Consider the following 11629-nt stretch of genomic DNA (forward strand, 5'->3'; position numbering starts at 1 on the left):
CCGGCAGAGGCTACGGCACCCGGGCCGTCCACTCCTGCGACGAGAACTTCGTCGCCGCCAGTTCTTCCGCTCGGGCGCGCTCTTCGGGGGTGATCGTGCCTTCCGTCAGGCCGTAGCGGCTGTGGAAGGTTTCGACCATCTTGGTGATCACGTCGGCCCGGGGAAGGCCCGTCTGGCGGCGCAGCGGGTCGACGCGCTTCTTGGCGCTCTTCGTGCCCTTGTCGGAGAGCTTCTCGCGGCCGATGCGGAGGACGTCGAGCATCTTGTCGGCGTCGATGTCGTAGGCCATCGTGACGTGGTGCAGCACCGCGCCGTTCCGGCCGACCATGCGCTTCTGCGCGGCACCGGCGATCTTGCCGGCGTCGGTGGCGATGTCGTTCAGCGGCTGGTACCAGGCTTTGATGCCCATGTCGCCGAGGGCGGCCAGTACCCAGTCGTCGAGGTAGGCGTAGCTGTCGGCGAAGGACAGTCCCTGGACGAGGGAGTCCGGCACGTAGAGCGAGTAGGTGATCGTGCTCTGGGGCTCTACGAACATCGCCCCGCCACCACTGATGCGCCGGACGACCGTCATGCCGTGACGCTCGGCGGAGTCCGTGTCGACTTCGTTGCGCAGCGACTGGAAGCTGCCGATGATCACGGCCGGTGATTCCCATTCCCACACACGCAGCGTCGGTGGCCGCCGCCCGGCGCCCACCTCGGCGGTCAGCACCTCGTCGAGCGCCATGTGGAGGGCGGGGGCCTGGGGCCCGGCGTGGATCAGCTGCCAGTCGTAGTCGTGCCAGTCGGTGGCGTTCGCCAGGGCGCGGCGTACGGCGACGCCCACGGCCTCGGAGGTGAGGCCGAACATGACCGTGCCCTCGGGCAGCGCCGCGTCGATGCGGCCGGCGAGCTCTTGGGCCGGCAGGTCGGCGTTGGCCCCTTCGAGGGCCCGGTTGATGTCGAACAGTGCTTCGTCGGGTTCGAGGAAGAAGTCCCCCGCCACCCGCACGTCGCGAAGCGCTCCGTCCACCACGTCCAGGTCCACGACGACCAGCTTGCCGCCCGGCACCTTGTACTCCCCGTGCACTGCGCACCCTCCCGAAACGTGCCTCTGAGCCGATCCCAGAGGCCGGTACAGTCACCGTACGTGCAGCCGACGGCCCGGCTTCCGCTCACTCGCCGCCGGAGTGTCCGGCCAGGCGCCGGCGCCACTCCTCGATGCCCTGCCGGAGGGACTCGTTCACCAGGAGCAGGAGTCCGGCGGCGGACTCGAAGCGGGCGCCCGCCGGGGTCGCGTCCCCGAGGATTTCGACCGCACGCTTCGCTTCGGCTACCAGGACGTCGTTCATCTGCGTGGTGACCAGCAGGGTCCGGGCCCAGATCCCGTCGTCGATGACGTAGCGTTCCCGGCGCTCGCCGGGAGTTCTCTCCCGCAGGAGCAGTCCCTGCTGTTCGAGGAAGGCGACGGCGTTCGAGACCGACGCCGGGCTGACGCGGAGCCGCTGGACCAGGTCGGCGGCGGTGAGGGCGCCGGAGTCGGTGACGTACAGGCAGGCCAGCACCCCGGCCGCCACCCGGGGCATGCCCTGCCGGACCAGAACGGCGCTCCAGGACTCCGTGAGCTCCTGGACCGCTCGGGGGTCCCGCCCGTGACCGCTGTCGGGGACCGGCGCCGCCGCAGGCCCGGCCTGCTTGCGCCGGCGCGCACGGTGGCGGGTGGCCTCTTGCGCCCGGTCCGCTCCGTAGCCGCCGGGCCCGCCGTTGCGGGTGACCTCCCGCATGACGGTCGAGGCGGGCCGCCCCAGACGCCGGCCGATCTCGGCGTACCCCAGCCCCTCGGCCAGCCCCGCGGCGATCTGCCGGCGGTCCTCGTCGGTGAGTCTTCCTCCGGGCATCGGTACCCGTCTCCCCTCTGCCGGCATGCGCGGAGCCCGGCGCCCGCACCCCTCGCCGACAGTATGCATTCACCCGCACCTCATTGCAAAGGGGGTCGGGATTGCTCATTGCGTTAAGCGTCACTGTCATTGCAAAGGCGGGGCCTTGTGCCCTTCTATCTCTGGGGAGATGCGCCTTCTTCAGCGTTGATGAAAATCTGAACGCAATGTAGCGTCGCCAGCATTCACTAATTCCCGAACGCTGGCGCAAGGGCCGGCCGGGTTCTTCCATGCCGACTCCCGCCGCCGGCGGGTTCGAAGGAGGGCACCACCATGTCCGTCACCTCCACCGACCAGGACGAGCGCACCCTGTCGCAGGCCGCTGCCGGGCAGGACCGCCCGGACCTCCAGGAGGCCCTCCAGGCCTTCATCGACGCCGGGTTCGCCGGAGTGCAGATGCGGGTGCATGACGAGCGGCGCGCGTGGGCCGGCACTGCCGGGGTGCGCGAGCTGGGCGGGACCGAGGAGCCGCCGGCGGACGGACGGTTCTGGGTGGGCAGCACCACCAAGACCTTCGTCGCGACCCTGGTCCTGCAGCTGGTGGCCGAGGGCGGGACGGGGCTGGACACCCCGGTGGCCGACCACCTGCCCGAGCTCGGCCTGGACGAGCGGATCACCGTGCGGATGCTGCTGCAGCACACCAGCGGGCTGTACAGCTACACCGGCGAGCTCGGCCCCGACGGGACGTTCGTGCCGGGGCTCCCGTCGGTCGGCAAGGCGTGGGTGGACAACCGGTTCCACAGCTACCGGCCGGAGGAACTGGTGCGGTTCGCGCTCTCCAAGCCGGCGCGGTTCGAGCCGGGGACCGGCCAGAGCTACTCCAACACCAACTACACGGTGGCCGTGCTGCTGATCGAGAAGATCAGCGGCCGCTCGTACGCCGAGGAGATGCGGCGGCGGATCCTGGAGCCGCTCGGGCTGCGCGGCACCGCGGTGCCCGGCGCCTGCCCGGAGCTCCCCGAGCCGCACGCCCACGGCTACTACCGCTACCAGGACGCCGAGGAGTGGAAGGTCGCCGACGTCACCCGCCAGAACCTCTCCCTGCTGGTCGGCGCCGGAGACATGATCTCCACCACCCGGGACCTCCACACCTTCTTCTCCGCACTGCTGGGCGGCAAGCTCCTCCCGGCCCCGCTGCTGGACGAGATGCGCAAGCCGCACGGGGTGCTCGGCTACGGCCTCGGGCTGTTCGTACAGGACCTGGGCCCGGACCACGGCACCATCGTCCACCACAACGGCGGCGCCCCGGGCGGCTTCGGGGCGCTGATGATCAGCACCCCCGACGGCCGCAAGACCCTGACCGCCGGGGTGACCACCGGGGACTCCGCCGCCGACCCGGCACAGGAGTTCCCGAAGGCGCTGGACGGGCTCATCAAGGCGGTGTTCTGCGGCGGGCGGGCCGCGCAGTAGCCCGGGCAGCCACCTGACCCGTCGTCAGGCTCAGGCGGCCTTGGCGGCGACCAGCTGCTCGGCGAGCTTGCACAGGCGGCGCACCGTGCGGTCTTCCATGGCGACGGGGGCGGCCGGCGACAGGGCCCTGCGGTCGTAGTAGGCGCCGGGGACGAGTTCGGTGGCGGGGTCGCAGAGCCGTACGACGCATTCGGCGCCCTGGAGGGCGGAGTCGCCCTCGTGGGCGTACAGCGGCAGCAGACCGGTGTCGCACACGCCCGGGTGCACGCTGACCGAAGTCCAGGGCGCCTGCTCGCGGGCGAAGACGGTCAGTGCGAGCTGGGACTGGGCGTAGGCGGCGAGGCGGGAGTAGCGCTTGGTGCGGTGGGGGTCGTTCCAGGCGATGGACGCGGTGCGGTGCATGGAGGACGAGACGTTGACGACGCGGCTGCCGGGCCGGGCGGTGAGGGGGCCGGCGAGCTCGTGGGTGAGGAGGTAGGCGGCGAGGAAGTTGACCTGGAGGGAGAGTTCGTTGCCGTCGGCGGTCACGGTGCGCCGCTCGGGCGCGGCGACGGCGGCGTTGTTGACCAGGACGTCGAGGACGGGGTGCTCTTCGGCGACGCGCGCGGCCATGGCCCGTACCTCGTCCAGGCGGGAGAAGTCGGCGACGACCAGGCGCAGCCGCAGGATGTCGGCGCCGGCCGCGGCCAGGCGGGTGACGGCGTCGTCGCCGGACGCCTGGTCGGGGGCGTGGACGATGACCGTGTCGCCCCGCGCGGCGAGCAGCCGGGCGGTCTCCCAGCCGATACCGGACGTGGCACCGGTGACCAGAACGGTCCTGGGGGCAGGCGAGACAGCGAAAGACATGGGAATCCACTCCGGGAAGGACAGAGCGGCAGCGCACCCCGTAGGGCGGGGCTGCCGTGCGAGCATGAAAGGGCATCAGCGGCAGGGAGGCGCGGGTGCCGGCGAAAGCCGGAGTGCGCTGTATGCCGCGGTGCTGCCGGCTGCCGGCTGCCGGCTGCCGGCTGTCGTCCGAAGGCGGGCAGCCGGGGTGTCAGTGAACAGCCGGTGCGCTCAGCACACCGCGTGCGCTCAGCGCACCGTGCGGGAACAACGCACCGTGTGCGAACAGCGCGAGGAGCCGGGCAGCGCCGTATGAGGCGGCCGGTCGTCGTGGCGCAGGTGGCTGTTCACGAGCACCATTCAAGAGAGCCCCCCGCCCCCGCACAAGCGGTACGCGGCATCCCTGACGCCGCTCTGACGTGCGCGCTCCCCGGGCTTCCCAGCCGTCCCGCGGGTCGCCGTCCCGCCCCCGCGGCGCATCCGTGAGCCCTTGCGCAACGGGGGCCGGGTCTGACGTCATAGACGCCATGTTCACCACCCGGCCCACCCTGCAGGGCACCTTCGGCATGGTGTCGTCCACCCACTGGCTCGCGTCGCAGTCCGCCATGGCCGTCCTGGAGAGCGGAGGCAACGCCTTCGACGCGGCGGTCGCGGCGGGCTTCGTACTCCATGTCGTCGAGCCGCACATGAACGGGCCGGCCGGGGAGGTGCCGGCGGTGTTCGCGCCGGCCGGCGGGCCGGTGCAGGTCCTCGCCGGGCAGGGGCCGGCGCCCGGCGGCGCGACCATCGCGCACTACACCTCACTCGGCCTCGACCTCGTCCCCGGCACCGGCCCCCTCGCGGCCGCCGTCCCGGGCGCCTTCGACGCCTGGATGCTGCTCCTGCGCGACCACGGCACCAAGCCGCTCGCCGACGTCCTGTCGTACGCCATCGGCTACGCCGAGCACGGCCATGCCCCCGTCGAGGCCATCGGCCGGACCGTGGCCACCGTCCGGCGGATCTTCGAGACCGAGTGGACGACCTCGGCCGAGGTCTACCTGCCCGGCGGCCGGCCGCCGGCCCCCGGCACGCTCCTGCGCAACCCCGCGCTCGCCGCCACCTGGCGCCGCCTGATCGCCGAGGCCGAGGCCGCCGGCGGCACCCGCGAGCAGCGCATCGACGCGGCCCGCCGCGTGTGGCGCGAGGGCTTCGTCGCCGAGGCCCTCGTCGCCGCCGCGGCCCGCCCGACCCTGGACACCTCCGGCGAACGCCACACCGCGCCCCTCACCGGCGACGACCTCGCCGGCTTCCGGGCCGCGTACGAGGAGCCGGTCCGCCACGACTGGAACGGCTGGACCGTCTGCAAGCCCGGGCCCTGGTCGCAGGGCCCCGTCCTGCTGCAGCAGCTCGCCCTGCTCGACGGGGTGCCGGACTACGGCAGCCCCGAGTACGTCCACACCCTCATCGAGGGCAGCAAGCTCGCGATGGCCGACCGCGAGGCCTGGTACGGCGACGCCGCCGACGTCCCGCTGAAGGACCTCCTCTCCGACGGCTACAACGCCGCCCGCCGCGCCCTGATCGGCGACCTCGCCTCGTACGAGCTGCGCCCCGGCAGCCCCGGCGGACGGGCCCCGCGGCTGGCGCGGCACGCCGTCGCCGCCGCGGAGCGCACCGCTCCGGCGGTGGCGGCGGGCGCGGGCGAGCCGACCGTCACGGTCAGCGGCGCGACCCGCGGCGACACCTGCCACCTCGACGTCGTCGACCGCTGGGGCAACATGATCTCGGCGACGCCCAGCGGCGGCTGGCTGCAGTCCAACCCCGTCGTGCCCGAGCTCGGCTTCCCCCTCGGCACCCGGCTGCAGATGGCCTGGCTCGAACCCGGGCTCCCCAACTCGCTGACCCCCGGGCGCCGGCCGCGCACCACCCTGACGCCGTCCCTCGCCCTGCGCGAAGGCGAGCCCGTCCTCGCCTTCGGCACGCCCGGCGGTGACCAGCAGGACCAGTGGCAGCTGCACTTCTTCCTCGCCGTCGCCCTGCGCCCGCCCGTGCGCGGCGGCCTCGACCTGCAGGGCGCGATCGACGCCCCCAACTGGCACCACGAGTCCTTCCCCGGCTCCTTCCACCCGCGCGCCATGGCACCCGGCGCGGTCGTCGCCGAGAGGCGCCTCGGCGACCGCGCGATCGGGGAGCTGCGGCGGCGGGGCCACCGGGTGACGGTGGGGCCGGCGTGGTCGGAGGGACGGCTGTGCGCGGTGGCCCGCGACCCGCGCACGGGCGTGCTGTCGGCGGCCGCCAACCCACGCGGGATGCAGGGGTACGCGGTGGGACGCTGAACGGGCGGCGGGGAGGCCGGGCGGCCGACTGGTCAGCCTGGTGGCCAGGCAGGCGGCCAGGCGGCCAGGCGGCCAGGCGGCCAGGCGGCCAGGCGGCCAGGATGGCAGCCTGGTGGTCAGCCGGCCGGTCCGCCAAGCAGTCAGGCAGGTCGCCGGTCAGCTGGTCAGCCGGTCCGTCGGCCGATCTGCCAGGCGCGGCCCGGCGGCCCGGCGGCCGGTCAGGCGGTCGGTCGGGCGGTCAGCCAGCTGGTCCGGCGGCCCCCGTTCACCGGTGGGGCGCCCGGCGGACACCGGGCCGCCACCGGTTGTCGGTGGGGCATGGTTCGATGGACGCATGCTCGAAGACTTTCTCGCAGGTGACCTGACCGACGTCGAGGAGGCGGTCCGCAAGGCGGCCGCCGCCGAGATCGTGCCGCGCTTCCGGCAGCTCGCCGCGGACGAGATCGTCGAGAAGAACGGTCCGCACGACCTCGTCACCGTCGCCGACCGGCGAGCGGAGGCGCACCTCACGGCGTCGCTCACCGCCCTCCTGCCCGGTTCGGTCGTCGTAGGCGAGGAGGCCGTGCACGCGGACCCGGGCCTGCTCTCCGCGCTCGGCGGTGACGCGCCCGTGTGGGTCGTCGACCCCGTCGACGGCACCCGCCAGTTCGTGCACGGCGACCCCGGCTTCGCGACCCTCGTCTGCCTCGCCCACCACGGCGAGCTCCTCGCCTCCTGGACGTACGCGCCCGCGCTCGACCTGATGGCGGTCGCCCGCCGCGGCGGCGGGGCCGTGCTCAACGGCGAGCCGCTGAAGGCCGGCTCGCCCGCCCCCGGCAAGGTCCTCGAAGTGGCGATCTCCCACTACGACTTCACCGACGACGAGCAGAAGCGCGTCCTCGCGGCGCTCGCCGTCCCGGGCCTCGCGCCGCGCCCCTGCGGCTCCGCCGGCCTGGAGTATCTGAACGTGGCCCGGGGCAGCATCGACGGCCTGGCCTTCAGCTGGGAGAACGCCTGGGACCACGCCGCGGGCCTGCTCCTCGTCGCCGAGGCGGGCGGCGCGAGCGGGACCCTCGCCGGCGAGCCGTTCCGCATAGCCGGGGGCAACGCGCTGCCCTTCGCCGCCGCGCGGGACGAGGCGACGCTCCGTCATATCCTGGGGCTGCTGGCGTCCGCCGGCTGATCCCGAGGACGAGGGGAGTGGCGTCCGCGTGCCGACCATGCTCGACGCTGTCGTCGTAGGTGCCGGGCCCAACGGGCTCACCGCCGCCGTGGAGCTGGCCCGCCGCGGCCTGTCGGTGGAGGTCTTCGAGGCCGCCGGCGCCATCGGCGGCGGCGCCCGGACCGAGGAGCTCACCCTCCCCGGCTTCCGGCACGACCCGTGCTCCGCCGTGCACCCGCTCGGCGCGGGCTCCCCGGCCTTCGCCGCGATGCCGCTCGACCGGCACGGCCTGGAGTGGGTCCACCCCGAGCTGCCCATGGCGCACCCCTTCCCCGACGGCACGGCCGCGGTCCTCTCCCACAGCGTCGGGGAGACGGCGCACTCCCTCGGCCCGCACGACGCCGGGACGTACCGCCGCCTCGTCGCGCCCTTCCGCGGCAAGTGGGGCACGGTCGCGGCCGACTTCCTGCGCACCCAGTGGGACGGGCTGCCGCGCGACCCCCTCCTCTACGCCCGCTTCGGCCTGGTGGGCGCCCAGCCCGCGGCCCTGCTCACCCGCCGCTTCCGGGACGAGAAGGCGCAGGCCCTGCTCGCCGGGCTGGCCGCGCACGGCATCTCGCCGCTCACCGGCATCGGCACGGGCGGCATGGCCCTGGTCTTCGCGCTGGCCGCGCACGCGGGCGGCTGGCCGGTGCCGCGCGGAGGCTCCCAGTCCATCGCCGACGCCCTCGCCTCGTACCTGCGCGTGCACGGCGGCACCGTGCACACCGGCTTCGAGGTCAAGCGGCTGGACGACCTGCCGCCCGCCCGCGCCTACGTCTTCGACACCTCGCCCACCGCCCTCGCCCGGATCGCCGGCCTCGGCAACGCCTACCACGGCTACCGGTACGGGCCCAGCGTCTTCAAGATCGACTACGCGCTGTCGGGGCCCGTGCCGTGGAGGGCGGAGGCCGCGCGCCGCGCCGGGACGGTCCATATCGGCCCCACGTACGGCGAGATCGACGCGGCCCTGGACGCCGCGCTGTACGGCCGCGACCCCTCCGTGCCCTTCCTCATCACCGCCCAGCCCAGCCTCTTCGACCCCACCCGCGCGCCCGAGGGCAAGCACACGTTCTGGGTGTACGGGCACGTGCCGAGCGGCTGGGAGGGTGATGCCACGGAGGTGATCGAGCGGCAGATCGAGCGGTTCGCGCCCGGCTTCCGGGACCTGGTCCTGGCCCGTGCCACCGCCGGGCCGCCGCAACTGGCCGCCCGCAACGCCAACTACGTGGGCGGCGACTTCGCCGTCGGCTCCGTGGCCGGCCTGCGCCTGATCATCCGCCCCAAGCTCGCCCGCGTGCCGTACGCGACGGCTCACCCCGCCGTCTTCCTGTGCTCCTCGGCCACGCCGCCGGGGCCGGGCGTCCACGGCATGTGCGGGCACCACGCGGCGAAGGCGGTGTGGCGGAGGCTGCGCAAGCGGTAGGGGGCGGGCCGCGCGGGCGAGTTCGGGCAGTATCAGGCAACTCGGCCGGGCTCGGCGGAGCCCGGGCCGCTCACGCTGCCGGAGCGGCTCAGGCCGCCCGGGGCAGATCCTGGAGGATCCCGTTCCGTACGGTGGCGGTGTCGGTCCCCAGCTTGCGCAGCATGCCGTCCGTCACCCTGTCGTCCGGGTCGAGGATGCCCAGGACGACGTGCTCCGGACCGATGTGGCGCTCCTTGCGGGCGAGCGCCTCGCGCAAGGAGCGTTCCAGGGCCTTCTTCGCGCGGCGCGTGAAAGGGATGTGGCCCTTCCGGGCGGGTTCGTCCCGGCGCCGGCCGAAGGGCAGGAGCCGCCGCCGCTCCTCGGGCGGACCGGGCCGGTCGAGGGCCCCCGGCCCGAACGCGTCCTCCGCCCGCGCCCGTACGGCCTCCAGGTCGATGCCGAACGCGCGCAGCGCTTCCGCATCGCCCGTGCCGAGGTGGCCGGTGGGCACCAAAGCGCTCCGGCACGCTTCCGGCGTGACCCCGAACCGGGCCAGCGTGGCGACCACGGCGGTGTCGGCGCCGCCGAGCACGCCGAGGAGCAGGTGCTCGCTGCCGATCCATGCGTGGCCCAGCGCGCGGGCCTCCTCCTGCGCCTGGATGACGGCGACACGCGCATCACGGGTGAACCGTTCGAACATGCTTACCTCCTGGCGTGCTTCTTGTGTACGGCCTGCCTGCTGACTCCGAGCGCGGCCCCGATCTCCTCCCAGGACCAGCCCTGCCGGCGCGCGCTGTCGACCTGGAGCGCCTCCAGGCGCTCGACGAGGCGCCGCAGTGCGGCGACGGCGTGCAGTCCCACGTGGGGATCGCTGTCCATGGCGGCCTCGGTCGTGCCGACCGCGTCCTTCGCTTCGTTCGTTTCCTTCGCTTCCCGCGCATCCGTTCCGGCCATGCTGTCAACTTAGGATGACAAGCGGGATGTGTCAACCATGGTTGACGGGAGGGGGTGGGTTACGGTCAGGCGCCTTGCGCCGGGGCGTGGTCGTCCTTCGCCGGGGCGTCCGTGAGTGGGCGCTTGTAGTAGCTCCACGGGAAGGAGCCCGTGCCGACCTCCGTCCACCCGTCCGCCTCCATACGCCGCCGGCGGCCGGCGACCGCGAACGGGACGCGGCGGTACTCCCACTGCCGGCCGGACGCCACCACCGCGTGGTACAGCGGGCCGAACTCGACCAGCTCCCAGCCCTCCAGGCCCGCCTCGGCGAGGGCCGCCATCTCGTTGAACGCGGTCAGCGGCGTCAGGACCCGGCGCTCGGGGGAGCCCTCGGGGACCGTGGTGCCCTTGGGTGCGAAGCGCTGCTGCGCGGCCTGCCGGCTCACGCCCAGCAGGCGGCCGATGACGTCCCAGCTGTGGCCCGCGGCCCGCGCTCCTTGCACGGCCTCGCGCAGCAGGCGGCTCGTCTCCTCGGCGCCGGTCCGGGTGGCGGCCACCAGGCGCAGATAGCCCTCCGGGTCGTGCTCCAGGGACGCGGCGAGCCCCTCGGATGCGCCGAGCACGGCACTCGCGATGCCCTCACGGATGCGGGCTTCTTCTTCCGGGCTGAGCTGCGGGGCGTCGCTCATCGCTGCTCACTCCCGCGCAGGGGCTCCAGGGCGTCGAGGGCCGCCTCGTCGCGCAGGCGCTCTGCGGTGCCCGCGGGGGTGGCGGTGGTGCTCTGCTTCTGCAGCGTCCCGAAGAGGGCGCCCATGCCTGCGATGAGGAGGAGCTCGGCGCCGATGAGGGCGAGGAAGGCCGGGGTGCCGAGGTCGTCGGCGAGCGAGAGGGCGAGCGTGATCAGGGCGATGGCGCCGAGCAGCGGCCCGAGGGCGGCGAAGGCGGGGGTGGACTGCGGGGCGGCTGCCGGCCGCGGCGAATCGATCATGGCGTCAACCTTTCCTTGACGCGCGACCTTTGTCAATTTTTCATTGACACCTTGTTTCGGGTCGCCGGGGCCGGCAGCCGCCCGTTCACCCCGCGGTGATCCGCTCCAGCAGTGCCGGAAGCGCCGTCCCGATCGGCTCGCGCACCAGCTCGTCGGCCCGGTCGTCGTACGGCGTCGGCTCCGCGTTGACGATGACCAGCCGTGCGCCGTGGTCGGCCGCCAGTCCCGCCAACTGCGCGGCGGGGTGCACCTGGAGGCTCGTGCCGACCGCGATGAACACGTCGCACGCCTTGGTCACGGCCACGGCCTCACCGAGCACCACCGGATCCAGGCCCTCGCCGAACATCACCGTGGCCGACTTCAGGATGCCGCCGCACGACTCGCACGCCGGGTCCGGATCGCCCGCTGCCACGCGCTCCAGTGCCGCCTCCATGCTGGAGCGCGCCTTGCAGTGCGTGCACTGCACCGCCCGCGCCGTGCCGTGGAGTTCGAGGACCTTCCGCTCCGGCATTCCCGCCAGCGGGTGCAGGCCGTCGACGTTCTGGGTGATGACGCGTACGGGGACGCCCGCCTTCTCCAGCCGTGCCACGGCTTCGTGGGCGGCGTTCGGCCGGGCTCGCAGGGCGGGGCCGTCGCGCCGCATCTGCCAGGAGCGGCGCCGGA

The 11629-nt window shown here is 73.8% G+C and carries 12 protein-coding genes; 4 read left to right on the forward strand and 8 right to left on the reverse strand.

All coding sequences use genetic code 11. The features are described from left to right. Positions 1-10: 10 nt before the first annotated feature. Positions 11-1066 carry a lipoate--protein ligase family protein gene (locus tag ACSNOH_RS06825; RefSeq protein WP_436720283.1) on the reverse strand — a complete coding sequence of 352 codons (1056 nt, stop codon included), beginning with the start codon at positions 1064-1066 and terminating at the stop codon, positions 11-13. A gap of 85 nt (positions 1067-1151) precedes the next feature. Further along, positions 1152-1874 (reverse strand): helix-turn-helix domain-containing protein, encoded by a 723-nt coding sequence (locus tag ACSNOH_RS06830; protein WP_436720284.1) that lies wholly within the window; start codon positions 1872-1874, stop codon positions 1152-1154. A gap of 312 nt (positions 1875-2186) precedes the next feature. On the opposite strand from ACSNOH_RS06830, the gene ACSNOH_RS06835 reads away from it, so the two are divergent. Then, positions 2187-3323, forward strand: a complete 1137-nt coding sequence (locus ACSNOH_RS06835; RefSeq protein ID WP_436720285.1) for a serine hydrolase domain-containing protein — start codon at positions 2187-2189, stop codon at positions 3321-3323. Between the two features lie 30 nt (positions 3324-3353). Here ACSNOH_RS06835 and ACSNOH_RS06840 read toward each other — a convergent pair whose 3' ends face one another. Further along, positions 3354-4169 carry an SDR family NAD(P)-dependent oxidoreductase gene (locus tag ACSNOH_RS06840; RefSeq protein WP_436720286.1) on the reverse strand — a complete coding sequence of 272 codons (816 nt, stop codon included), beginning with the start codon at positions 4167-4169 and terminating at the stop codon, positions 3354-3356. 506 nt (positions 4170-4675) lie between these two features. Here ACSNOH_RS06840 and ACSNOH_RS06845 point away from each other — a divergent pair. From ACSNOH_RS06845 to ACSNOH_RS06855, 3 genes are all read left to right on the forward strand, one after another. Further along, the gene (locus ACSNOH_RS06845) at positions 4676-6460 is read left to right on the forward strand and encodes a gamma-glutamyltransferase family protein (RefSeq protein ID WP_436720287.1); all 1785 of its coding nucleotides are present in this window, start codon (positions 4676-4678) and stop codon (positions 6458-6460) included. Between the two features lie 334 nt (positions 6461-6794). Beyond that, the gene (locus ACSNOH_RS06850) at positions 6795-7622 is read left to right on the forward strand and encodes an inositol monophosphatase family protein (protein ID WP_436720288.1); all 828 of its coding nucleotides are present in this window, start codon (positions 6795-6797) and stop codon (positions 7620-7622) included. 37 nt (positions 7623-7659) lie between these two features. Continuing rightward, on the forward strand, positions 7660-9066 hold the full coding sequence (locus ACSNOH_RS06855; RefSeq protein ID WP_436720296.1) for a phytoene desaturase family protein: 1407 nt from the start codon (positions 7660-7662) through the stop codon (positions 9064-9066). Positions 9067-9154: 88 nt separating this feature from the next. Here ACSNOH_RS06855 and ACSNOH_RS06860 read toward each other — a convergent pair whose 3' ends face one another. The 5 genes from ACSNOH_RS06860 to ACSNOH_RS06880 all read right to left on the reverse strand — a co-directional run. Next, positions 9155-9745, reverse strand: a complete 591-nt coding sequence (locus tag ACSNOH_RS06860; RefSeq protein ID WP_436720289.1) for a Clp protease N-terminal domain-containing protein — start codon at positions 9743-9745, stop codon at positions 9155-9157. Between the two features lie 2 nt (positions 9746-9747). Then, positions 9748-9999, reverse strand: a complete 252-nt coding sequence (locus ACSNOH_RS06865) for a hypothetical protein (protein ID WP_436720297.1) — start codon at positions 9997-9999, stop codon at positions 9748-9750. A gap of 65 nt (positions 10000-10064) precedes the next feature. After that, positions 10065-10667 carry a hypothetical protein gene (locus ACSNOH_RS06870; RefSeq protein ID WP_436720290.1) on the reverse strand — a complete coding sequence of 201 codons (603 nt, stop codon included), beginning with the start codon at positions 10665-10667 and terminating at the stop codon, positions 10065-10067. Then, positions 10664-10966 (reverse strand): hypothetical protein, encoded by a 303-nt coding sequence (locus ACSNOH_RS06875; protein WP_436720291.1) that lies wholly within the window; start codon positions 10964-10966, stop codon positions 10664-10666. Before ACSNOH_RS06875 ends, ACSNOH_RS06870 begins: the two co-directional genes overlap by 4 nt. An 85-nt stretch (positions 10967-11051) precedes the next feature. Then, a partial coding sequence (locus ACSNOH_RS06880; RefSeq protein ID WP_436720292.1) for an SIR2 family NAD-dependent protein deacylase occupies positions 11052-11629 on the reverse strand: 578 nt, incomplete at its 5' end.

This window comes from Streptomyces sp. URMC 127 (genome assembly GCF_051386535.1).
GTDB lineage: Bacteria > Actinomycetota > Actinomycetes > Streptomycetales > Streptomycetaceae > Streptomyces.